We start from the raw sequence: 26,132 nt of genomic DNA on the forward strand, positions 1-26,132 counted from the left end.
CCCCAAGAGCCAGGAGATCCAGGAGAGCCCGGAGACCGCCGTCGAGCGCCCCGCCGTACCGGTGGCGTGAGACAGGCCGGAGGGTGCCGCCCGCGCCCGGCGCGGGCGGCACCGGGGAGATCAGGAGCCGATCTTCTTGCCCTGCCGGTGCCAGGCCACCACGACGGACGGACGGGGCTGGCTGGTGCCGCCGTCGGGCCAGTGGCTGGTGGGGGCCTCCGGGGTGGCCCCGTTGGTCTCGCCGGGGTGCTGGACGGCCACGAAGACGCTGCGCTGGTCGGGGCTGACCAGCGGGCCGCAGGTCTCGGCGCCGACCGGGACGCTCAGGAACTGGCGGAGGTGGCCGCGCTCGGAGCCGCGGACCGGCATCACGAACAGGCCGTCGTTGGCGCCGAGCTGGTTGCCGTCGGTGGAGATCCAGAGATTGCCGTCGGCGTCGAAGGTGACGTTGTCCGGGCAGGAGATCGGCGAGACCTTGGTCTTGTCGAACCCGCCGAAGTAGGTCGAGGGGTCGCCGGGGTCGCCGCAGACCAGCGGCAGGGACCAGGCGAAGGTCGTGGAGCCGGCGTCGTCACGGCGCTCGGTGATCTCCAGGATGTGGCCGTGCTTGTTCGACGGGCGCGGGTTGGCCTCGTCCACCTGGGCCGGGGTCCGGTTGGAGTTGTTGGTCAGGGCGACGTAGACGCCGCCGGTGACCGGGTTGCGCTCCACGTCCTCGGGACGGTCCATCTTGGTCGCGCCGACCTTGTCGGCCGCCAGGCGGGTGTAGACGAGGACTTCCTGGGCGGACATCCCCGGCACGTGCGAGACGTCCCCGGTGACCAGCGGGATCCACTCGCCGGAGCCGTCGAAGCCGCCGTCGGCGGGCAGCTTGCCGGTGCCGTCGATCTCGGCGGCCGGGCTGTCGCCGGTGAACCTGGCCACATACAGCGTGCCCTCGTCCAGCAGCGTCCGGTTGTGCCGGTCGAAGCCGGGGATGTAGCGCTTCTTCGAGACGAACTTGTAGACGTACTCGAAGCGGGAGTCGTCTCCCATGTAGGCCACGACCCGGCCGTCCCTGGCCAGCGAGGTGGTGGCGCCCTCGTGGGCCAGCCGGCCGAGGGCGGTGCGCTTGACCGGGGTGGAGTCGGGGTCGAACGGGTCGATCTCCACGATCCAGCCGAACCGGTTGACCTCGTTGGGGTGCTTGGCCAGGTCGAAGCGCTCCTCGACCCGGTCGAACCGGCGGTTGCCGCTCGGGATGCCGACCGTGGCGCTCACGCCGTAGCGGGTGAGGAACGGCTTCTGCGTCTCGGGCACGCCGTTGCCGTTGACGAAGTACTGGTTGAAGTTCTCCTCGCCGCTCAGCACCGTCCCCCACGGGGTGGTGCCGCCGGCGCAGTTGTTGAGCATGCCGACCGGCCTGGTGCCCGCCGGGTCGGCGGCGGTCCTCAGCAGGTCGCTCCCGGCGGCCGGGCCGCTGAAGACCATCGGGGTCTGCGCGGTGACCCGCCGGTTGTAGCGGCGGCGGCCCCGCGTGACCAGCGTCCAGCGGCCCGACCGGCCCGCCCGCTCGACCTCGACCACCGAGCCGCCGTGCGCGGCCAGCGCGATCCTGATCTGCTCCTCGGTCGCGGTGTCGCCGCTCTTGTAACCGCGGAACATCAGGTTCTCGTCGGTGTACTCGTGGTTCACCCAGAGCAGGCCGCGCTGCTGTCCCAGCGGGAAGAACGTCACGAAGTCGCAGTTGTAGCCGAACTGGGCGGCCTGCGCGGCGGCGGTCTGGTTCTCGAAGTCGAAGGCCGGGGCGTCGGGCAGCACCGGGTCGCCCCAGCGGACCACGGGCGCCGCCTCGTAGCCCTCGGGGACCGTCACCTTGTCGTCGGTGTTCGGCGGGACGGCGGTGAAGCGGGGGGCGCCACCGTGGCGGTCGCCGCCGGAGAGGGCGGCCCGCGCCGCCTCCGGGTCCGGGTCGGCGGCGGCCGGAGCCGCCGTGGCGAGCCCCACGCCGGCCGCGAGCGCGCCGAGCGCGCCGGCCCGCAGCACGCCCCGCCGGGACATCGCCTCGGCGACCACGTCGCCGAAGTAGGCGTTGTCACTGGTGTTCAGCACGTCGTGGGCGCACTGGTTGCCGCACCGGAACTGGCAGGTGAGCGCGCTACGTCCACCCTTGTGGGGGCTCATGAGCAGCGGGAGCGGTCTGCGCGGCGACAGGTTCGCCACAGGGTCCTCCAAGGGTGTGCGCGGTCGTTCCGGCCGGGACACTACGTGGGCAAGTAGAACCTGCGGTGAACGACGTTTGCCCGCATGATGAACCATATGTCGCAATCAGCCGTGGCCTCGGACGGGCATGATGGAGTGCGTGCCACCTCACAAGCCTGATCCCGCCAAGGTCCGCGCCGCGCTGGACGCCCAGCTGACCGCGCTCGACGAGCCGTCCTACGACGGGCCCGGCGACCTCCCGACGCTGCTGGCGGCCTGCGTGCCGGTGGTCCTGCGGGCCTACGGGCGGCAGCTCCGCCCGGAGCGGGAGATCGCGCGCTTCGCCGTACGGCACCTGCTGGACCGCCTGGCCGAGGCCGCGCCCGGCCGGACCGTCGAGGTCCGCGTGCCCCCGTACGCGGCGGTGCAGTGCGTGGCGGGCCCCAGGCACACGCGGGGCACCCCGCCCAACGTGGTGGAGACCGACGCGCGGACCTGGCTGGAGCTGGCCACCGGACGGCTGGCGTGGGCCGAGGCGGTGGCGGCCGGGAAGGTCGCCGCGAGTGGGGCCCGGGCCGACCTGTCGGAGCACCTGCCGGTGCCGTAGCCACCCCGCCCGGCGCCCCGGACCGGCGCCGTGTCCGAGGGCCCGGCCGTCCCGGGCCGGTGCCGGCGGCCCAGGGGCGGCGCGGCGGGCGGCGCGCTCCGCGGAAGCGGAACACGCTCAGGTCTGGACGCCGAACTTGTCCTCGATGCAGCGCTGCTGGAGCTCGGGAGGCAGGTTCGCGCAGTCGCCGATCTTGCTGTAGAGCCAGGCCAGCAGGGCCGCGGCGATGATCAGGGTCAGGGCGCTCAGGGCGATGCCCACCCAGGCGCGGCCGCGGTTGGAGTTCTTGGCCACCGCGACGATGCCAATGATCAGTCCGACGATGGCCGTCAGCGCGCCCAGGCCGCACACGACGAGCAGGAAGAGGCTCACGATGCCGAGCACCAGCGCCGTGGTGCCGAGCCCGCCGCCCTCCTTGCGCGGCCACTCCTGTCCCGGATAGGCCGGGTACGGCGTGCCGCCCGGATAGGCGGGGCCTCCCGGGGACGGCGCCTGGTACGGCTGGCCCGGCTGGTACGGCTGGTAGGACGGGCCGGCCTGGGACGGGTAGGACGGGCCGCCGGCCGGCGGGGTGGGGGGCGGCTGTCGGGACGGATCGACCGGCCCCTCCGGCCGGGCGGCGTGGACGCCGGTGTAGGGCGGAGCGCCGTAGGCGCCGCCGGAGACGTCTCCGGCGGAGGGCTCCTCCTCGGCGGGCCCGTGCCGTTCACCTGGGGCGCCGCCGTACGGGCCGCCTGGCGGCGGCTCGGGCTGGGAGCCGCCGACGGGCTGCTCGGGAGCGCGCCGCGGGGTCGAGGGGAACCCCTCGGAAGGCGTCGGCGGGTCGTAGCGTGAGGGCTGGGCGGCGCTCGGCGGCACGGTCGCGCCCTCCCCGCCCCTGTCGTCCCCGCCCGAGGTCGTTCCCTCCGAGGCGCTCTCCCAGCCCGGGTAGGCGGGCGGGGTGGCGCCCGGGACCGGGTAGGCGGGCGGGGCCTCCGCGCCCGGGGTGGCCGGCGGCGCGAACGTCTCGGTGGTGTCCGGGTCCGCCTGGACCGGCTTGGGGACCTCCGGTGCGGTGGGCACGTCCGGGTGTCCCGGCAGCACCGGCTCCTCGGGCGTGGAGACCGGCTGCCCCGCCGGGGTCTCGCCGGGACCGGCGGGCCGGGGCGACCACGGGGCGGGCTCCTCCGGCTCCTCGGGCTCCGACGGCCATCGCCCGGCCTGGGCGACGGGCTCCGACGGCCATCCTCCGGACGGCGACACGCGCTCGGACGGCGGGCCCGGCTCAGACGGCGTCACAGGCTCGGACGGCGGCCGGGCGGAGGGGCCGGCGGGCCCGGACGGGGGCTGCCCGCTTGAGGACGTGGGTTCGGGCGACGGACGTGGAGCCTCGGCGGGATCGGGCGCCGACCACGTGGAGGGGTCATCCGGGCAGAAAACGGTCTGGCCGGAGCCGGGAGCGGCCGGCTCGCTCGGAACGGCCGCGTCTTCGGAGATTCCGGAGGACTCCGGACCCGTCCCCTCCTGCTCGGATCGCCGGTCCCGGGGCTCGCGCCGCGGGTCAGGCTGGTTAGGGTCCTCAGGTGTTGTCACGTCTGTTCTCCCGACGCATAGGTATGCCGGATACCTCACACTCCCCCGCCGCCATGTGATGAAACAGGCCGACACGGCAAAACCCCGACGATTGTTCGGCCAAAGTGGGACAACGGTTGACCCGGCCCCGGGGTGCGAGCAGCGAAGAGGCCGACCTAGACTGAAGCATGTGCTGAAGGGCGACGGCCATCTGAGCCATGACCTTGATCCCCATGACCGGCCCCCGAAGGACGCATGTGGCGTCTTCGGCGTCTGGGCACCCGGGGAGGAAGTCTCCAAACTCACCTACTACGGGCTGTACGCGTTGCAGCACCGCGGTCAAGAATCCGCGGGCATCGCGGTCAGCGAGGGCAGCCGAATCCTCGTCTACAAGGACATGGGCCTGGTGGCCCAAGTCTTCGACGAGTCGGTCCTCGGGACCCTCCGCGGCCACCTGGCCGTCGGTCACTGCCGCTACTCGACCACCGGGTCGAGCGTCTGGGAGAACGCCCAGCCGACGCTCAGTTCGACCGAGGACGGCGGGCTCGCGCTCGCCCACAACGGAAACCTGATCAACACCCCGGAGCTGGCCCGGCGCCTGGCCCCGGGCGCGACCAGGGCGACCACCGACACCGAGGTCCTGGCGTCGCTGCTGGCCCAGGACCGCAGCCAGTCCATCGACGACGCCGCCGCCGAACTCCTGCCACAGGTCAAGGGCGCCTACTCGCTCGTCTTCATGAACGAGAAGACGCTCTACGCGGCCCGTGACCCGCAGGGCATCCGCCCGCTGGTGCTGGGCCGGCTGGAGCGCGGCTGGGTCGTCGCCTCCGAGACCGCCGCCCTCGACATCGTGGGCGCCACCTTCGTCCGGGAGATCGAGCCCGGCGAGCTGATCACCATCGACGAGCGCGGCGTGCGGTCCCGCAAGTTCGCGCTGGCCGAGCCCAAGGGCTGCCTGTTCGAATACGTCTACCTGGCCCGCCCCGACACCACGATCGCCGGGCGCAGCGTGCAGAGCACCCGCGTCGAGGTCGGCCGCGTGCTGGCCCGCGAGCACCCGGTCGAGGCCGACCTGGTCATCCCGACTCCTGAGTCCGGCACCCCCGCCGCCGTGGGCTACGCCGAGGAGAGCGGGATCCCGTACGGCCAGGGCCTGGTCAAGAACTCCTACGTCGGCCGGACCTTCATCCAGCCGTCCCAGACGATCCGCCAGCTCGGCATCCGGCTCAAGCTCAACCCGCTGAAGGAAGTCGTCGCGGGCAAGCGTCTGATCGTCGTGGACGACTCGATCGTGCGCGGCAACACCCAGCGGGCGATCGTCAAGATGCTGCGTGAGGCCGGCGCGCGGGAGGTCCACGTCCGGATCTCCTCTCCCCCGGTCTCCTGGCCGTGCTTCTACGGCATCGACTTCGCGACCCGGGCCGAGCTGATCGCCGGCTCGCTCAGCGTGGAGGAGATCCGTGCCTCGCTCGGCGCCGACTCCCTCGGATACATCTCGCTGGAGGGCCTGACCCAGGCCACCACGATCCCCGCCGAGCGGCTCTGCCGCGCCTGCTTCGACGGCGTGTATCCGATCGCCATCGACCGTGACAACGTGGGCAAATACGTCCTGGAGGCCAAGCTGTGACCAGCTATGCAGCTGCCGGCGTGGACATCGACGCGGGCGAGCGCGCCGTCGAGCTGATGAAGTCGAAGGTCGCCCGGTCCCGGCGGCCCGAGGTCGTCGACGACGCCAGCGGCTTCGCCGGTCTGTTCGACGCCTCGGCCCTGCTGGGCTACCGGCGGCCCCTGCTGACCACCTCGACCGACGGGGTGGGCACCAAGGTCATGCTGGCGCAGGCGCTCGGCAAGCACGACACGATCGGCATCGACCTGGTCGGCATGGTCGTGGACGACCTGGTGGTCTGCGGCGCCGAGCCGCTGTTCATGACCGACTACATCGCCTGCGGGAAGGTCGTCCCCGAGCGGATCGCCGAGATCGTGGGCGGCGTCGCCGAGGGCTGCCGCCTGGCGGGCTGCGCCCTGATCGGCGGCGAGACGGCCGAGCACCCCGGGGCGATGGGCGCCGACGAGTACGACCTGGCGGGCGCCGCCACCGGCGTGGTCGAGGCCGAGAAGATGCTCGGCCGGGACCGGGTCCGCGAGGGCGACGTGGTGCTGGCGCTGGCCTCCTCCGGCGTGCACTCCAACGGCTACTCGCTGGTCCGGCACATCATCAAGCTCGCCGGGCTCTCCCTGGAGGCCGAGCTCGCCGAGCTGGGCCGGACCCTGGGCGAGGAGCTGCTGGAGCCGACCAGGATCTACTCCCTCGACTGCCTGGAGCTGGCCCGCGCGCTCGACGTGCACGCCTACGCGCACATCACCGGCGGCGGCCTGGAGGGCAACCTGTCCCGCTCCCTGCCGCCGACGCTGGACGCGCTGCTGGACCGCTCGTCCTGGACCCCGCCGGCCGTCTTCGAGGTGCTCGCGGGGCACGGCAAGGTGGCCCAGGCCGACATGGACCGCACCTTCAACCTGGGGGTGGGGATGGCGGCGATCGTCCCGCCGGAGGCCGTCGACCCGGCTCTGGCCCTGCTCGAGGAGCGCGGCCTGCCGGCCTGGGTGCTCGGCGAGGTCGTCCCCGGCACCGGCCGGGCGCACTACCGCTAGCCCGCCGCACGGGGCGCCGGTCACCATCGTCCGGCGCCCCTCGGCACGGGTGCGGACCGTCCGGCGTCCGGCCGTGCCACGTCTTCCGGATCAGGGGCGGGACGCCGAAAAGCGGGTCAGGGGCGGGAACGCCGAAAAGCGCCCCGGCCCGCCGGAGCGCTTTGAAAGACCAGCCCGCGCGGAGAAACACCCGGCGGCTCTCAGCCACCGGGTGTCCCTGCTCGTGCTCAACCTGAAGCTCGCCTAGCGGCGGCCGGGCGCGCCTTCGTCCCGGTCGTCTCCGGAACCGAAGCCATCGGCGTAATCGGCATACCGATCCGCCAGTTCATCGTAGGAGTCGTCGGCGTCGTCATTGTGGTTGGAGTCGTCTCTGACTCCGAGCTCGTCGCGAAGACGCTCAAGATCAGTGCCACCGCTGTTGTACTTCAGCTGGCGAGCAACCTTGACCTGCTTGGCCTTTGCTCGGCCGCGCCCCATTGGCTCGACCCCCTCGTGTGGGGTCGTGCCCGACCCCTCGTCGCTAACGCACCACGCACTGACGCCACCTGACTTGAGGCGTCAGCTCTCGTTCGACTACAACCGTACCTGTTTTACGCCCGGCTCGGTACGCCGTATGGGCGCGAGGGGCTAGTGGCCTAGCCAAATGCCCCTAATTCGCCCGACTTCCGACATTCTGCGTTCGGCTAGCCTATCGGCTGCGACAGCCGGAGGGATGCCATCCTCCGCCGCCGCCCGGAAAATCTTGAGAGTCGTGTCGTAGATCTGGGTCGCCTTTGCCTTGGCCCGTTCCATGTTGAACCCTTGGATCTCGTCCGCGACCTGGATGACGCCGCCGGAGTTGACCACGTAGTCGGGCGCGTAGAGGATGCCCCGGTCGGCGAGCTCCTTCTCCACACCCGGGTGGGCGAGCTGGTTGTTGGCCCCGCCGCAGACGATCGCGGCGCGCAGCCGGGCGACCGTGTCGTCGTCCAGCGCCCCGCCCAGCGCGCAGGGGGCGTAGACGTCGATGCCGGCCGCGGTGAGCTCCACCTGGTCGGCGACGACCTCGACCTGGGGGTGACGGCCCCGGACCCGCTCGACCGCCTGCTCGCTGACGTCGCAGATCACGACCTCTGCGCCGTCCTCGACGAGATGGTCGACCAGGCGGTGGCCCACCTTGCCCACGCCCTCGACGCCGATCCGCCTGCCGCGCAGCGTCGGCGCGCCGTAGACGTGCTGGGCCGCGGCCCGCATGCCCTGGAACACGCCGTAGGCGGTCAGGATCGAGGAGTCGCCCGCGCCGCCCTGGGCGACCGTGCGGCCGGTCACGTAGGAGCTCTCGCGGGCCACGATGTCCATGTCCTCGCTGTAGGTGCCCACGTCGCACGCGGTGAAGTAGCGGCCGCCGAGGGACTGCACGAATCGGCCGTAGGCGCGCAGCAGCGCCTCGCTCTTGTCCGTGGCCGGGTCGCCGATGATGACGGCCTTGCCGCCGCCGAGGTCGAGTCCGGCCAGGGCGTTCTTGTAGGCCATCGCCCGCGAGAGGTTGAGGACGTCGGCCAGCGCGGCCTGCTCGCTCTCGTAGGGATAGAACCTGGTGCCCCCGAGGCTCGGGCCGAGGGCGGTGTTGTAGATCGCGATGATCGCGTGGAGGCCGCTGCGCTCGTCGGAGCAGAAGATGACCTGCTCGTGCTTGGCTTGGCCGCTTGCGGGGCTGGTGTCCTTGTGGGACAGCCCGAAGACGTCGGTCACGGTGGTGACTCCCGGTCGCCAGGTCCGCCGCTCCATCGCGGCGGAGATCACTCTCAGCGTAACCACAACTCCGGGCGGGACGATGCCGTCGAGGGACCGTTCTCACTACCCGAGACGCGACCGGCGGCGGTGCTTCTCACCAGCCGAGACGGACAAGCGGTGGCACGGCTCGCACGGGGTCGATACCGGACAACAGCAGGTCCTTCGTGACACGATGCGGACGTGCTGCCCTATGCCGCGTACCTCCGCGTCTATGAACCCCTGACCGCGTTCACCCCGTCGGAACGCGTCTCGTGGGCCGCCTACGCCGAGGCGACCGACCGGCCCCGCCGCGCGAGCGCGCTCCACGCCGAGCACGGCGAGGCGGTCCGCCGCCTCCTGGGAGTCCCTCCCGCTCCCGCACCCGCCCAGGAGAGCCCCAACGCCTATCTCAGGCGCGTGGAGGACGTGCTCTATGTCTGCCCCTGGCAGAGCAGGCTGAGATCGTGGCTGGCCTTCTCACGCTTCCGCGGGACGACGCCGGCGAGGCTGATGGAGCGCTTCGTGCCGATCTCCATCGCCGAGCAGACGGCCGACGACTTCGACAGGTTCAAACGCCGCAGCGACTCGGCGGCGCTGCGCACCCACATCCGGACCTCGACGTGGCACGTTCCGACGTCGTGGTTCGTGCCCTTCGACGGCAACGAGCGCTGGCTGGTCCTCGACGGGCGGCGCGGCCCCGGGGGCACGGTCACCACCCGTAACCTCATCTACGTCACCTCCATGGCCCACGCCCGGCGCCGCAGCGCCCGCGCCCTGCAGATCATCCGCAGGCAGGCGGGGGAGATCTCGGTGGCCGGCGAGGTCGAGGAGGTGGCGCGCTGGCTGGAGGAGTTCCACCCGCACTCGCTGGTGGAGCTCGACTACGGCGGCATCGTCCATCTCATGGACGACGAAAAGCTCCAGGCCGACCAGTCGGTGGCCGAGCTCGCGGCCGCTCTGACGGGTCTGGAAACCGGCGAGGAAGAGTTGGCCTACGCCATGTACCAGCGGGTGATTCTCCGGTGGCGATCAATACAACTTCTCGAATCAGCAAACTGAGTCGCAAATCATCCCTCTGACCTGCATAAGTAGTTCGGTCGATGACCGGCGACACGTCTACGAACTGAGTAGTTTGCCGTTTTCACTGCGATACCACGAAACGTGTCGCTAGAATCACCGAGCGTGACAACAACAGGTGCACAAGAGAGATGAGTCACTCAAAGACTCGCCAATCGCTCTACGTGGCTGTATGGTCACATCGGGTGATGCCGCATATGGTCCGAACAGCCGCACGCAAGGGGCCATAGGGGGACATCCGTGACAAGCGTCAAGTCGCAGGATCGCTGTCGCCGGTCCACATGGAGGAGAGGCCGCACAAATGTCAGCTCGTACACCCGAGGCAGAGCCGCTGCTCACCCCGGCGGAGGTCGCAACCATGTTCCGTGTCGATCCCAAGACCGTTACACGGTGGGCGAAGGCCGGCAAGTTGACGTCCATCCGCACGCTGGGTGGGCACCGCCGCTACCGGGAGACCGAGGTTCGCGCGCTGCTGGCGGGGATTCCACAGCAGCGTTCCGAGTAATACGGGGGCCGTCACGGGCCCAGGGGGGAACAGCCGCGCGCTCACCACGTGAGCGCGTAGGCCAAACGGGTTGTTGTGGGGAGCGGCGTCGCCCGTCCGGCGCCGCCCCGGCACGGCCCTGCACGGCCTCCGGAGGGCCGGCCGGTCACGGTGCGTGTTCGCGGACCAGGTCCTCAAGGAGCTGCCGGACCTGCGCGTCGTGCTCCGCGGCCACCCCGAGCAGCGCCACCATCTGATCGACCAGCATGCGCTCAAGCCCCGGGCGCCCGATGTCCCGGTGCTCCAGCCAGTCGAGACCCGCCGTCTCGACGGAGGCGATCCACGACCGCAGTGTGATGCGGAGGGCGGGCCCCGGCTCGTCGACCCGCATCTGTTTCATGATGAGGCGGAACAGACGGTGCCGGACACTGTCGACGATCTCCCCGATCTCGCCGCTGCGATTGGCGGGGCCGCCCCTGAGCAGCGCGGCGAACCCCGCCGCGTGCTCCTCGACGAAGTCGAAGTAGCGCCCCAGTCCCCCGGCGAGGTCGTCGAGCGGCCGACCGCCCCCCGGGGGCTGCAGACGCGCCTCCAGCTCGGCCGCCGCGCTCTTCAGCGCGGCGACGTAGAGCTCCTGCTTGCCGCCGAAGTAGTGGTAGACCAGGGCCCGCGACGCCCCGGCCGCCGAGGCCACGTCGTCGATGGAGACATCCTCGGCGTCGCGCTTGCTGAACAGCTCCAGGGCCGCCGCCATGAGCTCCTCACGGCGCCGGTCCACGCTGAGCCTGCGCCGCGCCGGTCGCGCGCCCTCCGCCGCAGGTCTGTCCTGCTTGGCGGCTCCGGATGTCGAACCCACAGTCCGCACACTATCGGAGTCCGTCTGCGGCGGCGGTGACGTCAAGATCGGAGTTCCCTTGGGCGGAAGCCGTACCCCATTCGGAACTCGATCGTTTTGAGTGACAGGTGCCCATCCACCACCCCGGGGGAGAGCCATGTCAGGACCACCGGTCAACACCACCGTCACCCGAGCCCGCGGGTTCGCCGAGCCCGTCTCACCGGACGGCGGCGGACCACGCCCACGGCCCACGATCCGCAACGTGGCCGAGCGGGCCGGTGTCTCCAAATCACTGGTGTCGCTCGTGCTACGCGGTTCGCCGCACGTCAGCGAGCACCGCAGGCAGGCCGTGCTGCAGGCGGCCAGAGAACTCGGCTACCGGCCCAACGCGGTCGCGCGCAGCCTGGTCGAGGGCCGCACCCACCTGGTCGGGGCGCTCGTCGCCGACCTGCACAACCCGTTCTACGCCGAGTTCCTCGACGGCCTGCAGGAGAGCCTGCACGGCGACGGCCTCAGGCTGCTCATCGGCAACAGCCAGTGGGACCCGGCCTTCGAGGACGAGGCGGTCGAGGCGTTCCTGGAGCTGCGGGTCGACGGGCTCGTGCTGCTCGGCATCGCGCCCACCAGCGACACGCTCATCGAGGCCACCGGCTACACGCCGACGGTCGTGGTGGGCGAGCGCGACATCGACCTCGGCGGCGTGGACATCGTCGTGGACGACGACCAGCTCGGCGCCCGCCTGGCCATCGACCACCTCGTGGAGCTCGGCCACCGCCGGATCGCCCACATCGAGGGCTCCCGCTCCTCCTCCGGACGGTTCCGGTGCGAGGGCTACCTGGTGGCGATGCGCAGGCACGCGCTGGCGCCGTACATCATGGTCGAGCAGGGAGAGTGCACCGAGGAGGGCGGCGCGCTGACCGCGCGGAGCCTGCTCACCCGCGACCCCCGGCCCACCGCGATCTTCGCCGCCAACGACGCCGTCGCCATGGGCGTGCTCTCCGCCGCGGCCGAGCTGGGCCTGCGGGTGCCCGAGGACCTCTCCGTGATCGGCTACGACAACATCCAGCTCGCGGCGGCCCAGCCGATCTCGCTGACCACCGTCGACCAGCCCCGCCGCGCCATGGGCCGCTCGGCGGCGACGCTGCTCAGTGACCGGATCGGCGACCCGGGCAAGACCTCGCGCCTGCGCCAGGTCACCCCCCGTCTCGTCGTACGGCGCAGCACGGGCCCCGTCCAGGGGTAAAGGGCCCGCCTGGAGCGTTGCAGCACGCCCAGGCGGGCCCTAGGACCTCGTCAAGTTCGGGTCAAGCATCGAAGTGGCGGCGGAGCCCTGGTGTTGACTCAGATGTGACGAGAGGGGGTAACAATGCGTGATCCGGAACTTGTGTCATGCGCTCAGCGCGCGGCGGCCGAGCTCGAGCGGGCATGGGCGCACTGGCGGGCCGCCCGAGGCCGGAACGGCGACGCCGGAGCCGAGTCCGTGGCGAGTTACGTGGCCCATTCGATCGACCATCCATGGGGGCGTCCGCGCGTGGTCCTGGGACTGGACGCCGAGGACGCCAGGGAGCTCGCCTCGCTGCTGCAGAAGCAGGAGGCCGGCGAGCACGTCTGGTGACGGCGGCCGGGCCACGGCGCCGGGCCGCGTAAGTTGGATGGTTGACGGGTTTCCTTCGAGGGGGATGAACGTGACCACCAAAGCATTCGCGGCGGCCCTTGTCCTGTGCGGCCTGAGCGCCGCCGCCTGCGGCGGCGCCGCCGGCACCGTCAGCGGCGCCACCGCGGGCTCGGCGGGGAACGGCGAGCCCACCTCCCGGACGGCGTCCCGGGCCACCGAGGCGGCCCCGGCCGTCGCGGCCACCACGGCGGGTGGGAAGGCCCCGGCCAAGCCGCTGAGCGGCAAGGTCGTGGTCGTCGACCCGGGCCACAACGGGCACAACTACAAGTTCCCTGCGAAGATCAACAAGCAGGTCAACGTCCTGACCCAGTGGAAGGCCTGCGACACCACCGGCACCGCCACCAACAACGGCTACAGCGAGGCCGCCTTCACCTGGGACGTCTCCCAGCGCCTGGCCAAGATCCTCCGGGAGCGCGGTGCGACGGTGAAGCTGACCCGCCCGGACAACTCCGGCGTGGGCCCGTGCATCACCGAGCGGGCGGCGATCGGCAACAAGGCCAAGGCGGACGCGGCGATCTCGGTCCACGCCGACGGGGCGGCCCCGGCCGGCCACGGCTTCCACGTGATCATCCCGAAGAAGATCAACGGTCCGGTGGACCCGGTGGTGGGCGCCTCCAGGGAGCTCGGTCTCGACGTGCGCGACTCCATCAAGTCCGTCGCCGGCATGCCCTACTCCACCTACATCGGCAGCAAGGCCCTGAGCTTCCGCAACGACCTCGGCGGCCTGAACCTCTCCACGGTCCCCAAGATCTTCGTCGAGTGCGGCAACATGCGGAACGCGGGTGACGCGGCCAAGTTCCAGAACCCGGCGTTCCGGCAGAAGATGGCGCTCTCCCTCGCCGACGGGCTGCAGAACTACCTCAAGTAATGCGTGCTCTGGGGCAACTTGACATGATCTGAGGCATGACTGACCTCCTGCCGCTCCCTGCCGTCTTCGAGCCCGCGCCCGGCTCCTTCGCGCTCTCGCCCGGCACCTCCGTCTCCGGCCCCGCCGAGCTGGTGGACGGGCTGCGGTCGGCGCTCGCCGTACTGGACCTGCGCCCCGCGGAGGCGGGGGCCGTCGTGGTGGAGCGGGACGCGTCGCTGGGCGCGGAGGCCTACCGGCTGGAGGTGACGGCCGCGGAGGTGAGGATCGCGGCCGGAGACCGTGCGGGGGCGTTCTATGCGGGCCAGACACTGCGGCAGCTCCTGCCCGACGCGGCGTTCCGGACCGTCGCCCAGGCCGGCTGGAGCGTTCCGTCCTGCCGGGTGGAGGACGCGCCCCGGTTCTCCTGGCGGGGGGTCCACCTCGACGTGGCACGGCACTTCATGCCCAAGCGCGAGGTGCTCCGCATGGTCGACCTCATGGCGGCGCACAAGCTGAACCGGCTCCACCTGCACCTGGTGGACGACCAGGGGTGGCGGGTCGAGAGCCGGATCGCCCCCAGGCTGCACGAGGTGGCCTCGCACCGGCCGCGCACGGCCACCGGCCGGCGCGAGGACGGGCCCGCCTTCGACGAGGTGCCGCACGGCGGCTACTACACGCTGGACGACCTCGCGGAGATCGCCTCCTACGCCCGGGCGCGGGCCGTGACGATCGTGCCCGAGATCGACGTGCCGGGACACGCCTCGGCGATCCTCGCGGCCTATCCCGCGCTCGACGCGCGGGCCACGGACGGCCGGGAGCCCGAGCCCTTCACCGTGCTGGACCGGTGGGGCATCTCCCCCGCGATCCTGTCCCCCCTCCCGCCGACGGTCGACTTCCTGATCGCGGTGATCGACGAGATGCTCGGCGCGCTGGGCGAGACGCCCTACGTGCACCTCGGCGGGGACGAGTGCGTGCTCGACGACTGGGCCGCCGCGCCGGAGATCGTCGCCTTCCAGCGAGAGCTCGGCCTGGAGAGCCTGAGCGGCCTGCACGCCTGGTTCCTGCGCAGGCTGGCGGACCTGCTGGCCGAGCGGGGCAGCCGGGCGGTCGTCTGGGACGAGGCGTTCGTCAGCGGCATGCTGCGGCCCGACACGATCGTGATGCCGTGGCGCGGGCCGGGAGTGGCCCGGCGCGCCGCCGAGGCCGGGCACGACGTGGTGCAGACGCCGGTCTTCCCGCTCTACTTCGACTACGCCGAGGCCGCCTCCGAGGAGGAGCCGGTCGCCATCGGCGAGGCGATCACCGTCTCGGACGTCGCGGCCTTCGACCCGGCGCCGGAGTCGTGGACGGCCGGGCAGCGGGAGCGCGTCGTCGGGGCGCAGTTCCAGCTGTGGACCGAGCGTCTGCCCGACGGGCGGGCGGTGGACTACCGGGCCTGGCCCCGGGGCTGCGCGCTGGCCGAGGTCGCCTGGTCCGGCGCGGCCGGCCCCGGGTTCGCCGCGCGGCTCGAAAGGCACCTGGGCCGGCTGGACGCGCTGGGGGTCGAGTATCGCCCGCTGACCGGCCCGCGCCCCTGGCAGCTCGGCGGGGCCGGCCACCGCCGCCACCGCCCGGGGGCCGTCAAGGTGGAGGAGGTCATGAAGCGCCTGGAGGAGCTGACCCACCTCGCGGACTCCACCCGGCCGAGCATGTGACCGTACGGCCCGCCCGTCACCGGCCGGCGGACGGCGGGAGCCGGGCGGCGCCGTACGGGAGAAGGACCGTGCGGGCGGCGCCGTACGGGAGAAGGACCGTGCGGGAGGGGCCGAGCGGCGCGCCGTACGGGGAGACCCGGGCGACGTGCCGTACGAGAGACCCGAGCGGCGCCGTACAGGAGGGTCGAGCGGCGCCGTACGGGAGCCGTACGGGAGCCGTACGGGAGAAGGCCGTACGGGAGGGGTCCGGGGCGGCGCGCCGTGCGGGAAGGGGCGTCAGGGGCGTCCTGCGGCCGAGACGCGGGGTCCCGGCCTCCGGACGCCGCGGCCCCGCACGGTCAGCCGGCCACCTGGTAGCCGGCCTCCTCGATGGCGGCGCGGATCGCGGCGTCGTCGAGGGAGTCGCCGGAGACGTCCACCCGGCCGCTCCCCAGGTCGACGTCGACCCCGGTGACGCCGGGAACCTCGCCGACCTCCTCCTTGACCGAGCTGACGCAGTGGCCGCAGGTCATGCCGGTGACGGTATATGTGCTCACGCTCATCGCGCCTCCAATGTCCGAGGGTTACCCGCCCAGGGTATTACTCAGCCCGCGGTGCGGCCGATGATTTCACGCAGGTCGCCGACGCCATGGCGGCGGAGCCGGCGGGCGAGCCCGCGGTGGATGCGGTGGGCCCAGAGAGGCCCCTCGTAGATCATCGCGCTGTAGCCCTGGACCAGGGTGGCCCCGGCGAGCAGGCGCTCCCAGACGTCGTCCACGTCCTCGACGCCGCCGACGGAGACGAGCACCAGGCGGTCGCCCACCCGGGCGCGCAGCCGGCGCAGCACCTCCAGCGAGCGGGCCTTCAGCGGACGGCCGGACAGGCCGCCGGCCTCGGTGCTGGAGACGCCCTCGCGGCTGATCGTGGTGTTGGTCGCGATGATGCCGTCGAGCCCGAGCTCCAGGGCCAGGTCGGCGACCGCGTCCACGTCGCCGTCGGCCAGGTCGGGGGCGATCTTGACCAGCAGCGGGGTGCGCTTGGGGGTGCCGTCGGCGACCTCCTTGACCGCCTGGAGCAGCGGGCGCAGCAGCTCGACGGCCTGGAGGTCGCGCAGGCCGGGGGTGTTCGGCGAGCTGACGTTGACGACCAGGTAGTCGGCCAGCGGGGCCAGCTCCTTGGCACTGGCCACGTAGTCGTGGACGGCCTCGGACTCGGGCACGACCTTGGTCTTGCCGATGTTGACGCCGACGATCGCCGGGACGCCGCGGGGCCTGCTCAGCGCCCGGGCCGCGGCGCTCGCGCCGGCGTTGTTGAAGCCCATCCGGTTGATGATCGCCCGGTCCCGGACCAGCCGGAACAGCCGGGGCCTGGCGTTGCCCGGCTGGGCGTGCGCGGTGACCGTGCCGACCTCGACGTGGCCGAAGCCGAGCGCGGACATGGCCTCCACGCAGCCGGCGTCCTTGTCGAAGCCCGCCGCCAGCCCGAACGGGCCGGGGAAGTGCACGCCGAAGGCCTGCACGCGCAGGGCGGGGTCGCGCGGTGCGAGACGGCGGTGGACCAGCCGCTTGACCACCGGCGTCACCGACAGGAGGCGGAGCGCGCCGAGCGTCAGGTGATGCGCGGCCTCCGGGTCGAAGCGGCTGAGGACCTGCGTGAACACGAATCGATACATCACCGATCAGGTTAGTCCCCCCGCGGGGCGGGGTACGCCCCGGCCGCGCCGCGGTGCGCCCTCCGCGATCACCGCAGCTCGCCGGCTCCCTCGCCGAGCACCTCCGCCGCGAGGTCGGCCACCCGGCGGCGGCTGTCCCTGGCCTGCTTGCGCAGACCGGTGAACGCCTGGGCCGCGGTGAGGTCGTGCTTGCCCATCAGGTAGCCGACGGCCCGCTCGATGACCACCCGGTAGTCGAGGGCGTACTGGAGCTGGTCGGCCAGGGCGCTCTTCTCCTCGGCGGCCATCGCCGCGGTGAGCAACTGCTCGATCACGTCGGCATATGCCTTGAGTGCCTGGATATCCGACTCATCCCAGTCATAAGGCTCGGACTGATAGACGTTCAAGGTGCCCACCGGGGCCCCGCCAAGCCGTACCGGCACTCCGGCGACCGCCCGCACCTCGGGGTGGAGCCGGTCGGCGAGCTGCGGCCAGCGCGGGTCCGCGTGCACGTCGGAGGAGGTCACCGCGGTGTTCTCCTCGTAGGCGGACACACATGGCCCCTGGCCCAGATGGAGCTGGGCGCCCTCAAGACTGCGCCCCCGGTCGTCGGTGGCGACCAAATAGCGCAGATCCTTGCTCTCCTCCGCAAACATCAGACCCGCCCCCGAATAGCCGAAAAGCGTGTCAACGACATCCACGGCCCGCTCCAGCTGATGGACTATGCCCGTCGTGGGAGAGGTCGTCTGGAGCCGTCTCAAGCTGGCGACCAGCGCTTCCGGGTCAATGTGCGTCATATGTGTGGCGCCTTTCAGCGTCGGCCTGGTTACTTGACTTGCTCACTACGACTGCCCGGAAATAGGTGATTTATGGGCGAGGGTCTGCAGGACCATCACCATGAGCTCGCCGAGGCGTCCGCCCCTCCGGACTTTCGCGGGCGGCCATTCATGGCTGACCCGGTCGTAGAAATTCAGGGTGCCGATCAGCCGGCCGTCCGCGCGCAGCGGCACCGACAGCACGGCGCGGACCCCGGAGGCGTGAGGGGCCAGGCCGGGGAAGCCGGAGGGGCGGGCGGCGCGGAGGTCGTTCACCGCGACGTCCACGCCACGGGCGAGGCTCTCCACCGCCGGTCCGGAGCCGGTCCGCTCCTGCGCCAGTTCCAGCCGCCGGCCGTCGTCGTCGGAGCCGGCGACCGCGCGTAACCGGTCGTGATCGTCGGTCAGCATCAGAGCCGCGCCGTCGGCGCCCAGAGCGTCCGCGAGAGCGTTCAGGGTGCGGTCGACGACCTTGGGGAATTCGACACCTTGGGCCATGAGAGGCTTCCTCCGCGTTGAGGTAGCTCCGCGGACGCAAGGCGGAATGAACTGCGCTTTGAAGACTAGTGGTGTGCGATGACTACGGCCAAGCGGTTCCCGCTCTCGCTTATAGCGCCACGGCCTTACATCGCCGTCAATAGATCGTTAAGCGTTCCGCAAGCAGGGACCGACAAGGTGGGAACATGAACAGCTTGTCACGTTCCGCCATCGTCCGTCGGCGTCGCACACTGGTGCATGTCGTGCTCCGCGATATGGCGGAGACCGGCGACACCACGGTACCGCCATGGTGGGAGTCCGAGATCCAGCGGGAGTTCGGCGGCCTGGACGGGTTCCTCGCCGAGCTGAGCCGCCAGTGGTGGACGGCCTACGCCGCGCACCTGGACGCGCTGATCGAGCTCGGCTCCGACGACCCCACGCAGGCGTGGGCCGACGTCGCCGGGCAGATGCCGCACCTTCGGGCCGTGCTCGACTCCTACACCGACGAGTCCGCCCTCGCCGAGGCCGAACGGCGCCACTGCGACGTGCTGCGCTGGACCACCCGGCGCGAGGGGCGCCACGCCGCCTGAGACTGTCGGCGGTCTTAGGCATATCCGCCTGTCATCGGGTAGCCATGAACGATGGTCAGGCTACTCGATCGTCGAGATCATCATGATTCGGACCGCCGTCTGGGCGTGCGGCTGACGGTCGCCACGGTGGCGGTCGCGCTGTTCTCGACCCCGTTCGTCCTGCTGCTGGTGTTCGTGCTGTCCTCCTTCGCGCCGCTGAACGACTTCGACGAGAGCGTGGCCCGGCAGTTCCACGCCTACGCCCTGGCCGACCCCGGCTACACGCGTTTCCTCAGCGTGGCGACGGAGGTGTTCGGCCCCACGACGTGGCGTGTCCTGGTGGTGCTGGCCGCGGTCTGGTTCTGGCTGCGGGGAGCGCGGCGCCTGGCGATCTGGGCGGTCGTCACGATCACCGCCAGCGGTCTGCTCAACCTGGCGGTCAAGGAGATCGTCGATCGGGCGCGGCCGGCGCTGCCCGACCCGGTGTCGTGGGCCCCGGGCGCTTCCTTCCCCTCCGGGCACGCGATGGGCGCGGCGACGGGCACCTGCGTCCTGGTGCTGCTCCTGCTGCCCTACCTGAAGGGCCGGCTCTCCCGGCTCGCGCTGTGGGCCGTCGCGGCGGTCATCACGGTCTTCGTCGCCTACAGTCGGGTCGCGCTCGGCGTGCACTGGTTCAGCGACGTGGTCGCCGGGATCGCGCTGGGCGTGGTGGTGGTCGCCGGGATCGCGGCCGGGTTCGAGAGCTGGCGCCGGGACGAGGGGCGCAGACCGGTCGAACCGCTCAAGGAAGGCGTCGAGCCCGAGGCGTTCTGAAGGTAAAATTCAGGGTAGCTCGCGCCCCATGCCTAAACTGTCGGTCGACTTCAAGGGCGTGGCCCGTCTCATCCTGCTGCCACTGGCCGTGATGACCGCCCTGACACTCGGCGTCGGGCTCCTGATCACCAAAGTTCTCCAGACGACCACCCTCATCGCGAACGACGAGGGGGTGAACGCCCAGATGGCCAAGGGCCGGACGACCTTCTGGACCTCCGTCACGGATGTGGTGTCCAACCTGTCGGACACCCCGGTGATCATCACGGGCACCGCGCTGCTCTTCGTGGTCTTCCTGCTGGCGTTCAGACGCTGGAACGAGTCGATCTTCCTGGCGCTGGCGGTCTTCTCCCAGTCGGCGATCTTCCTGCTGGCGACCGTCTTCGCCGAGCGCAAGCGGCCCACGGTCGAGCACCTCGATCCGGCGCCGCCCACCTCCAGCTTCCCCTCGGGGCACACCAGCGCCGCCGTCGCCTTCTACTGCGGCGTCGCGCTGGTGCTGACCCTGCACACCCACCGCTACAAGATTCTCAATCTGCTGTGGTGGGCCGTCGGCCTGGGGATCCCGGTGGGGATCGCCTACTCCCGGATGTATCGCGGCATGCACCACCTGAGCGACGTGAGCTGGGGCTTCCTGCTCGGCTTGGTCTGCGTCGCGGTGGCCGCCAACGCGCTTCTGCTGCGCAGGCCCATGGCCGCCGACCGGCCCGTGGTGCGGGAACAGGTCACGGCATGACGACCTCGTCGAGATCCACCACCGCGGCCGGCTCCCGCTCGACCTCCCGGGAGACGGCCGCGGCGGTCTCGTCTCCGTCGTAGGTCGCGTGGGCACCCCGCCCGCGCGGGCACGCTCCAGCAGTGTCGCGATCGCGAGGAGACCTCGCGCGCGCCGGGCACCGGCTCTGGAGACAGGAGCATGTCGCGCTGGACGTCGATGAGAATCGGGGCCCGGTTCACATGCGAACTGTAGTTCGCTTTATGCTGAAACCGGAAGGCAGCAGAGCGACGCCGGGGAGACGTGGGACACGAGGGAGGGCACCCGGAGGAAGGCGCGACGGCACCGGGGAGGCCCGGAGCGCGGGGGGAGAGACCGAGCGGACACGGGCCCGGAGGGCGGCGCCAAGGAAAACAATCACCATGCCCGGACCGGCAGGGAGAAAAGTGTTTTCCTCCACTTCCTATCCAGTTTTAGATCATGCGCCCCCCGGAGCGAGCTACATTCGGAGCTGCAAGCCGATACGCCGTGTCACCAAATGCAATTGAATGAATACTAAATGTCACAAAGTAAGATAAAAACCCCGTGGGGAGATTGACGTCTCCCCACTAGGGCAGGAGCAGCCAGCCGGCCGGACCCAGCGGTGTTCGACGGCTACCCTCAGAAAGGAAGCCGTCCATGGATCCCCAGCCCATCGTCTGCCATACATGCACAGGTGTTCTCCTCGCCGCCGACTCCCGCACATACACGCCGCAGCGAGGGCGCCTGATCGTGACCAACGGATACTGCAGCTGCCCGCCGGCCATGGAGACCGCCGCGGAGCCCGAGGCGCGCATGCCCCAGCAGCAGCCCTACCAGCCGCAGCCCCAGCCGGAGCGGCTCCCCACCGGACAGATCGCGATGGCGAAGGTCTAGGGCGAAGGTCCAGAAGGAGCCCGGCCGCCGGGTGGGCCGCCACGGCACCCACCCGGCCCGGCACCGCGCCCGATCTCGACGTCCCGTCCGGCCCGGCATCCTGCGCGGGCCCGGCGCCCCGTCCGGCCCGGCGCCCCGCCCGGCCACGGCACCCCGTCCGGCCTGGTTCCGGCCCGGTCCGCCGCGACGTCGCCGGCGCGGGCTCAGCCCGACAGCCCCAACGACGCGACCACCGCGAGACCGCTCGTCCCGATCAGTCCGATGAGCACCACTATGGCGATGACCCGACGATTCATGTCTCGGAGCCTAGCGACAGGTCGCCGGTGAGGCGGACCGCCGGACGGCGGCTGCACGCGTGGCGTCCGGTCTCCGGCCGGCCCGCACCCCCTCCCCCGGCGGAAGACGACGGCCGTCACGGTGTCCGGCCATCTCAACGTGGGGTAGCGGTGACGACAATGATTTAGGCTCATCAGCGTTGACTAGCGAAGACCGGGCTACGGCGTAGGCCGCCCCACCGAGGACGAGGTGCACGTGGTCGCCGAAGACATCGAGCAGTCGGCCAAGAGCGGCAAGAAGAAGCGTTCGTTCTGGGTGGAGTTCCCGCTCCTGGTCGGAATCTCCCTCCTACTGGCGCTGCTGATCAAGAGCTTCGTCATCCAGGCGTTCTACATCCCGTCGGAGTCGATGGAGAACACGCTCCTGGTCAACGACCGGGTCCTGGTCAACAAGCTCGTCTACCACACCCGCGACATCGAGCGTGGCGACGTGGTGGTCTTCTCCGGGGTCGACTCGTGGAAGGGCGAGGTCGAGATCACCGAGCCGTCCAACCCGATCGCGGCCTTCTTCCACTGGGCCGGCACCGTCTTCGGCGTGGTCCCCGGCGAGAAGGACTACATCAAGCGGGTCATCGGCGTGCCGGGTGACACCGTGAAGTGCTGCGACGCGAAGGGCCGCGTCACGGTCAACGGGGTCCCGCTCGACGAGGAGAGCTACCTCTACCCCGGCGACAAGCCGTCGGTCAGCACGTTCGAGATCAAGGTGCCGCCGGGCCGGCTCTGGGTGATGGGCGACCACCGCGGGGTCTCCTACGACTCCCGCATGCACCAGGGCGACCCGGGGGGCGGCACGATCCCGGCCGAACAGGTGATCGGCCGGGCCTTCGTGATCGTGTGGCCGTTCTCCCGCGCGACCACGCTCCCGATCCCCGACACCTTCTCCCAGCCCGCGCTGCGGGCCGCCGGAGCGGTCGGTGCCCAGGCCCCGCTCCTGCTCGGGGTCGCCGGCGCGGTGCCCCTGGTGCTCTGGCGCCGCCGCCGGATCCTGAAGCGGACCTGACCGGCCGCACCGCCTCCCCCGACACCAAAGGAAGTGCTCTGACCTGGCGTGGCGCTCGCCATCGCCGAGGAACAGGACAAGTATGGAGGTGAGGGGCATCGGGGGAAGCAGGGGGAAGAGGTCGCCATGCAGACAGACGACGCGCGGCCGGTGGTCGCCGGATACGACGGTTCGAGAGCGAGCCAGCAGGCTCTCCGGTGGGCCGTGAACGAGGCCCGCATGCGGTTCATCCCCCTGGTCGTCTGCCACGCCTGGCAGTGGCCCTATCCCATGCCCCCCGTCTCCGACGAGGCGCTGGAGGCCGTACGGCTGATGGGCCAGCACGTCCTCGACATGGGGGTGAACCTGGCCCGCAGCCTGGCTCCCCGGCTGGAGGTGCAGGGACGGCTGGTCACGGGGTCGTCGGCAGTGGTCCTGGTGGGCGAGTCGTCCACCGCGGACCTGGTCGCGGTCGGCCCGCGTGGCGCGGGCGGCTTCCCGGAACTGCAGCTCGGCTCGACCGCGGCCCAGCTCGCCGCGCACGCGTACTGCCCGGTGGCCGTCGTCCGGGAGAGCGGCCGGCCCGCCGCGGGCCGCGTGGTGGTCGGCGTGGAGGGCGCCGATCCGGAGCGCTCGGGGCTCGGGATGGCGTTCGAGGAGGCCAAGCTGCGGCACGCGGTGCTGACGGCGATCTGCCTGTGCCCCGAGGGCCTGGACGACACCCGGCAGCTGGCGACCCGCTTCTACAGCACCGTCTCGGTGTGGGAGGAGAAGTATCCCCAGGTGACGGTGGAGACCATGGTCGAAACGCGACCCCACACGACGGTGCTGCACGGCGCGGCCGACCGCGCCGACCTGGTGGTGGTCAATGACCGCGGGCACGACGACCCGGCCGAGCTCCCGCTCGGCCCGACCACCCAGTCGCTGCTGCGCGGAGCGTCGTGCCCGGTCACAGTGATCCCGTCACGGATGTCCGCCACGTCCTCGCGGTCAGCGAGCCGCGTTCCGCCCGGATGATGTGGATGACCGCGTTGATGAGGGCCAGGTGGGTGAAGGCCTGGGGGAAGTTGCCCAGGTGGCGCCCGGTGACGGGGTCGATCTCCTCGGCGTAGAGGCCGAGGGGGCTGGCGAAGGAGAGGACCTTCTCACAGAGCCTGCGGGCGCGGTTCTGCTCCCCGATCTCCGTGAGCGCCGAGACGAGCCAGAACGAGCAGATCGTGAAGGTCCCCTCCTCGCCGGTCTGGCCGTCGTCGGTCTCCTTCGGCAGGTAGCGCAGGACCAGGTCGTCGACGGTCAGCTCGTCGGCGACGGCCAGGACGGTGTTGCGGATCCTGGGGTCGCTGGGCGGCAGGAAGTGCACCAGCGGGATGAGCAGCAGCGAGGCGTCGAGGGCGTCGCTGTCGTAGTGCTGCTTGAAGACCCCCCGCTCGGTGACCCCGTTGGCGCAGACGTCGGCGTGGATCTCGTCGGCGGCGGCCTTCCAGCGGGCGGCCAGGTCGAAGTCCTGGCGGAGCCGGGCGAGCCGCGCCCCCCGGTCGGCCGCCACCCAGCACATGACCTTCGACGAGGTGAAGTGCTTGGGCTGACCACGCACCTCCCAGATGCCGCGGTCGGGCTCCCGCCAGTGCTTGATGGCGTCTTCGACCTGGCGCTTCAGGATGGGCCAGATCCGCTCGTCCAGGCGGTCCCGGGAACGGGTGTGGATGAAGAGGGAGTCGAGGACCGCCCCCCAGACGTCGTGCTGACGGTGCCGGTAGGCGGCGTTGCCGACCCGGACGGGTCTGGCCCCCTCGTAGCCCTCCAGGTGTTCGAGGATGTGTTCCTCCAGGTCACGCTCGCCGTCGACGCCGTACATGACCTGGAGCTCCTCGTCCCGCTCGGCGACGTCGGCGATGAACCAGAAGAAGTCGTCGGCCTCCCAGTCGAATCCGAGCGTGTACAGGCCCCACAGGGCGAAGGTCGAGTCACGGATCCAGCTGTAGCGGTAGTCCCAGTTGCGGTCCCCGCCCGGCGTCTCGGGCAGGGAGGTGGTCGCCGCCGCGATCAGCGCTCCGGACGGGGCGAAGGTCAGGCCCTTGAGGGTGAGGGCGCTGCGCTCCAGGAAGCTGCGCCAGGGGTGGTCGGGGAAGTCGCCCCGGGCCAGCCAGTGCTGCCAGTGGTGGGCCGTCCACACGAGCCGGTCGTATGCCTCCTTGAAGGTGTAGGGCGGTTCGTGGACGGTCCAGGACAGCGCGCAGAAGCGGGCGTCCCCTTCCCTCAGCAGGGTCCGCGCCGTCGCCCGCGACCCCTCGAACCCCAGCCGCATGTCGGTGGTGAGCTTGAGCTCCAGGTTCACCCCGTCTCCCCGGGCGGCGCCCTGGTGGTAGCCCCGGTCCGTGTAGGCCCAGTGGGCCGGCCTGCGGCCGTAGTCGAACACCGGCTCGCAGTCGAGGGTGATCTGCATCTCCCCGCTGACGCAGCGCACCGTGCGCAGCAGCACGTGGCTGGCGTCGTAGTCGGTCGGCGCTCTGCGGTGGGTGTTGGACAGCTCCTCGTGGTGATGCCAGGGGCCGATGAGCAGCAGGTCACGGACGATGATCCAGCCGGTCGGCGTGCCCCAGCTCGTCTCCAGCACCATGGTGCCCGGAAGGTAGCGGCGCGCGGCCGGCACCCTGATGTCGGCGGGGCCGAGCCGGAACCCCCCGGCGTCCCGGTCCAGGATGGCGGCGAACACGCTGGGGGAGTCCATCCGGGGCAGGCACAGCCACTCGACGTTCCCGCTCGGCGCGACCAGAGCGGTGGCCTCGCAGTCGGACAGGAAACCGTAGTCCGCGATGGGCGGGAAGGGTGAGGCGTCACAGCACGCGCCCATCGGTGGATCCACCGTCATGTGATCACCTGCTCTCCCCGGGAACCTCGTTCGGGTCCCGTCGATGATCAGATCGCCCTCGATCACCTGCCGTGGGCACGGACACCTGCCGTGAGCGCGGGCCACGGCGCGCGGCCGGCCGGTACGGGGCACCCCGCCCGTGCGGCCCGTGGACCGCGGCGGTCCGGCGCTCCCCACCGGCGATACCGATGGTAACCGTCCTACTGTCGACTGTAACCGGCTGTGTTCCCGGTCCGGAACGTATGTCCGGGACAGCCCGCGACCCCGTCAGGCCATCGGTTCGGCCATCTCCTGAAGCTCGGCGGGGAGCTGTGACATGGCGTTGTCGAAGACGTCGCCGGGGATCGTCTCGCGCAGCGTCGTGAGGACGGCCCGGACACCGCGCTCGGTCTCCTGCATGGTCAGCCCGGTCCGCCTGCTCACCCTCGCGACGAAATCGTGGAGGCCGAACTGCTCGATCCTGTCCCGTACGGAGAGCGACTCCCGCAGCGGCTCGGGCAGCTGCAGGGCGAAACGGCGGGCCTCCCCCGCGCTCAGCCGGTCCCCCAGCGTTCCGAGTGTCGCGCGGATGAGGTCGGCCGCCTCCTCCCGCGACAGACCGGCACGGTCCGTCACCGTCTGGATGAACTCCTTGTTTTCCACATCGATCCCCCCTCTGACCGGCTA

At 71.2% G+C, this 26,132-nt stretch carries 26 protein-coding genes; 15 read left to right on the top strand and 11 right to left on the bottom strand.

The window, feature by feature from the left end; translation table 11 throughout:
- Window positions 1-120: 120 nt before the first annotated feature.
- Window positions 121-2,163, bottom strand: coding sequence for a PhoX family protein (locus tag ACZ6R6_RS43295; protein ID WP_470102793.1), 2,043 nt, complete (start codon window positions 2,161-2,163; stop codon window positions 121-123).
- A gap of 169 nt (window positions 2,164-2,332) precedes the next feature.
- Here ACZ6R6_RS43295 and ACZ6R6_RS43300 point away from each other — a divergent pair, with 169 nt between their 5' ends.
- Window positions 2,333-2,788, top strand: a complete 456-nt coding sequence (locus tag ACZ6R6_RS43300; RefSeq protein ID WP_470102794.1) for a sterol carrier family protein — start codon at window positions 2,333-2,335, stop codon at window positions 2,786-2,788.
- 117 nt (window positions 2,789-2,905) lie between these two features.
- Here ACZ6R6_RS43300 and ACZ6R6_RS43305 read toward each other — a convergent pair whose 3' ends face one another.
- On the bottom strand, window positions 2,906-4,030 hold the full coding sequence (locus ACZ6R6_RS43305) for a DUF4190 domain-containing protein (RefSeq protein WP_470102761.1): 1,125 nt from the start codon (window positions 4,028-4,030) through the stop codon (window positions 2,906-2,908).
- Between the two features lie 499 nt (window positions 4,031-4,529).
- On the opposite strand from ACZ6R6_RS43305, the gene purF reads away from it, so the two are divergent.
- Window positions 4,530-5,966 carry an amidophosphoribosyltransferase gene (gene purF, locus ACZ6R6_RS43310; RefSeq protein WP_470102762.1) on the top strand — a complete coding sequence of 479 codons (1,437 nt, stop codon included), beginning with the start codon at window positions 4,530-4,532 and terminating at the stop codon, window positions 5,964-5,966.
- Window positions 5,963-6,988, top strand: coding sequence for a phosphoribosylformylglycinamidine cyclo-ligase (gene purM, locus ACZ6R6_RS43315; RefSeq protein ID WP_470102763.1), 1,026 nt, complete (start codon window positions 5,963-5,965; stop codon window positions 6,986-6,988). The genes purF and purM overlap by 4 nt, the downstream gene beginning before the upstream one ends.
- 243 nt (window positions 6,989-7,231) lie before the next feature.
- On the opposite strand, the gene ACZ6R6_RS43320 is transcribed toward purM, so the two are convergent.
- On the bottom strand, window positions 7,232-7,465 hold the full coding sequence (locus ACZ6R6_RS43320) for a DUF3073 domain-containing protein (protein WP_470102764.1): 234 nt from the start codon (window positions 7,463-7,465) through the stop codon (window positions 7,232-7,234).
- A gap of 150 nt (window positions 7,466-7,615) precedes the next feature.
- Window positions 7,616-8,719: a Leu/Phe/Val dehydrogenase gene (locus ACZ6R6_RS43325; protein ID WP_470102795.1), complete on the bottom strand. Its 1,104-nt coding sequence runs from the start codon at window positions 8,717-8,719 to the stop codon at window positions 7,616-7,618.
- Between the two features lie 222 nt (window positions 8,720-8,941).
- On the opposite strand from ACZ6R6_RS43325, the gene ACZ6R6_RS43330 reads away from it, so the two are divergent.
- Complete coding sequence (locus ACZ6R6_RS43330) at window positions 8,942-9,799, top strand: DUF8083 family protein (RefSeq protein ID WP_470102765.1); 858 nt, start codon at window positions 8,942-8,944, stop codon at window positions 9,797-9,799.
- A 319-nt stretch (window positions 9,800-10,118) separates the two neighbouring features.
- The gene (bldC, locus tag ACZ6R6_RS43335; RefSeq protein WP_013133571.1) at window positions 10,119-10,322 is read left to right on the top strand and encodes a developmental transcriptional regulator BldC; all 204 of its coding nucleotides are present in this window, start codon (window positions 10,119-10,121) and stop codon (window positions 10,320-10,322) included.
- Between the two features lie 145 nt (window positions 10,323-10,467).
- On the opposite strand, the gene ACZ6R6_RS43340 is transcribed toward bldC, so the two are convergent.
- The gene (locus ACZ6R6_RS43340) at window positions 10,468-11,157 is read right to left on the bottom strand and encodes a TetR/AcrR family transcriptional regulator (RefSeq protein WP_470102766.1); all 690 of its coding nucleotides are present in this window, start codon (window positions 11,155-11,157) and stop codon (window positions 10,468-10,470) included.
- A 136-nt stretch (window positions 11,158-11,293) separates the two neighbouring features.
- Here ACZ6R6_RS43340 and ACZ6R6_RS43345 point away from each other — a divergent pair, with 136 nt between their 5' ends.
- The 4 genes from ACZ6R6_RS43345 to ACZ6R6_RS43360 all read left to right on the top strand — a co-directional run bounded on the left by ACZ6R6_RS43345 (window position 11,294) and on the right by ACZ6R6_RS43360 (window position 15,352).
- The gene (locus ACZ6R6_RS43345; RefSeq protein WP_470102767.1) at window positions 11,294-12,379 is read left to right on the top strand and encodes a LacI family DNA-binding transcriptional regulator; all 1,086 of its coding nucleotides are present in this window, start codon (window positions 11,294-11,296) and stop codon (window positions 12,377-12,379) included.
- A gap of 237 nt (window positions 12,380-12,616) precedes the next feature.
- Entirely contained in the window at window positions 12,617-12,751 is a 135-nt protein-coding gene (locus ACZ6R6_RS43350; protein WP_451931570.1) for a hypothetical protein, read from the top strand.
- A 70-nt stretch (window positions 12,752-12,821) separates the two neighbouring features.
- Window positions 12,822-13,679: an N-acetylmuramoyl-L-alanine amidase gene (locus ACZ6R6_RS43355; RefSeq protein WP_470102768.1), complete on the top strand. Its 858-nt coding sequence runs from the start codon at window positions 12,822-12,824 to the stop codon at window positions 13,677-13,679.
- Between the two features lie 35 nt (window positions 13,680-13,714).
- Complete coding sequence (locus ACZ6R6_RS43360; RefSeq protein WP_470102769.1) at window positions 13,715-15,352, top strand: beta-N-acetylhexosaminidase; 1,638 nt, start codon at window positions 13,715-13,717, stop codon at window positions 15,350-15,352.
- Between the two features lie 338 nt (window positions 15,353-15,690).
- Here ACZ6R6_RS43360 and ACZ6R6_RS43365 read toward each other — a convergent pair whose 3' ends face one another.
- From ACZ6R6_RS43365 to ACZ6R6_RS43380, 4 genes are all read right to left on the bottom strand, one after another.
- Complete coding sequence (locus ACZ6R6_RS43365) at window positions 15,691-15,894, bottom strand: heavy-metal-associated domain-containing protein (protein ID WP_470102770.1); 204 nt, start codon at window positions 15,892-15,894, stop codon at window positions 15,691-15,693.
- Window positions 15,895-15,935: 41 nt separating this feature from the next.
- Window positions 15,936-17,003: a quinone-dependent dihydroorotate dehydrogenase gene (locus ACZ6R6_RS43370; protein ID WP_470102771.1), complete on the bottom strand. Its 1,068-nt coding sequence runs from the start codon at window positions 17,001-17,003 to the stop codon at window positions 15,936-15,938.
- A gap of 68 nt (window positions 17,004-17,071) precedes the next feature.
- Window positions 17,072-17,683, bottom strand: a complete 612-nt coding sequence (locus tag ACZ6R6_RS43375; RefSeq protein WP_470102772.1) for a GAF and ANTAR domain-containing protein — start codon at window positions 17,681-17,683, stop codon at window positions 17,072-17,074.
- A 141-nt stretch (window positions 17,684-17,824) separates the two neighbouring features.
- Window positions 17,825-18,295, bottom strand: a complete 471-nt coding sequence (locus ACZ6R6_RS43380) for a GAF domain-containing protein (protein ID WP_470102773.1) — start codon at window positions 18,293-18,295, stop codon at window positions 17,825-17,827.
- 185 nt (window positions 18,296-18,480) lie between these two features.
- On the opposite strand from ACZ6R6_RS43380, the gene ACZ6R6_RS43385 reads away from it, so the two are divergent.
- The 6 genes from ACZ6R6_RS43385 to ACZ6R6_RS43410 all read left to right on the top strand — a co-directional run bounded on the left by ACZ6R6_RS43385 (window position 18,481) and on the right by ACZ6R6_RS43410 (window position 23,614).
- Window positions 18,481-18,864 (top strand): hypothetical protein, encoded by a 384-nt coding sequence (locus ACZ6R6_RS43385; protein ID WP_306862619.1) that lies wholly within the window; start codon window positions 18,481-18,483, stop codon window positions 18,862-18,864.
- Window positions 18,865-18,969: 105 nt separating this feature from the next.
- Window positions 18,970-19,656, top strand: a complete 687-nt coding sequence (locus ACZ6R6_RS43390) for a phosphatase PAP2 family protein (protein ID WP_470102774.1) — start codon at window positions 18,970-18,972, stop codon at window positions 19,654-19,656.
- A gap of 28 nt (window positions 19,657-19,684) precedes the next feature.
- Window positions 19,685-20,389: a phosphatase PAP2 family protein gene (locus ACZ6R6_RS43395; RefSeq protein ID WP_470102775.1), complete on the top strand. Its 705-nt coding sequence runs from the start codon at window positions 19,685-19,687 to the stop codon at window positions 20,387-20,389.
- Window positions 20,390-21,046: 657 nt separating this feature from the next.
- The gene (locus tag ACZ6R6_RS43400) at window positions 21,047-21,283 is read left to right on the top strand and encodes a hypothetical protein (protein ID WP_470102776.1); all 237 of its coding nucleotides are present in this window, start codon (window positions 21,047-21,049) and stop codon (window positions 21,281-21,283) included.
- A gap of 525 nt (window positions 21,284-21,808) precedes the next feature.
- The gene (gene lepB / locus ACZ6R6_RS43405; RefSeq protein WP_470102777.1) at window positions 21,809-22,618 is read left to right on the top strand and encodes a signal peptidase I; all 810 of its coding nucleotides are present in this window, start codon (window positions 21,809-21,811) and stop codon (window positions 22,616-22,618) included.
- Between the two features lie 126 nt (window positions 22,619-22,744).
- On the top strand, window positions 22,745-23,614 hold the full coding sequence (locus tag ACZ6R6_RS43410) for a universal stress protein (RefSeq protein ID WP_470102778.1): 870 nt from the start codon (window positions 22,745-22,747) through the stop codon (window positions 23,612-23,614).
- Here ACZ6R6_RS43410 and ACZ6R6_RS43415 read toward each other — a convergent pair.
- Together ACZ6R6_RS43415 and ACZ6R6_RS43420 are read right to left on the bottom strand one after the other, a co-directional pair.
- Window positions 23,547-25,466 (bottom strand): glycoside hydrolase family 15 protein, encoded by a 1,920-nt coding sequence (locus ACZ6R6_RS43415; RefSeq protein WP_470102779.1) that lies wholly within the window; start codon window positions 25,464-25,466, stop codon window positions 23,547-23,549. The genes ACZ6R6_RS43410 and ACZ6R6_RS43415 overlap by 68 nt on opposite strands.
- A gap of 267 nt (window positions 25,467-25,733) precedes the next feature.
- The gene (locus ACZ6R6_RS43420) at window positions 25,734-26,108 is read right to left on the bottom strand and encodes a DUF2267 domain-containing protein (protein WP_470102780.1); all 375 of its coding nucleotides are present in this window, start codon (window positions 26,106-26,108) and stop codon (window positions 25,734-25,736) included.
- Window positions 26,109-26,132 lie beyond the last annotated feature (24 nt).

Source organism: Streptosporangium sp. NPDC048886, assembly GCF_055586905.1.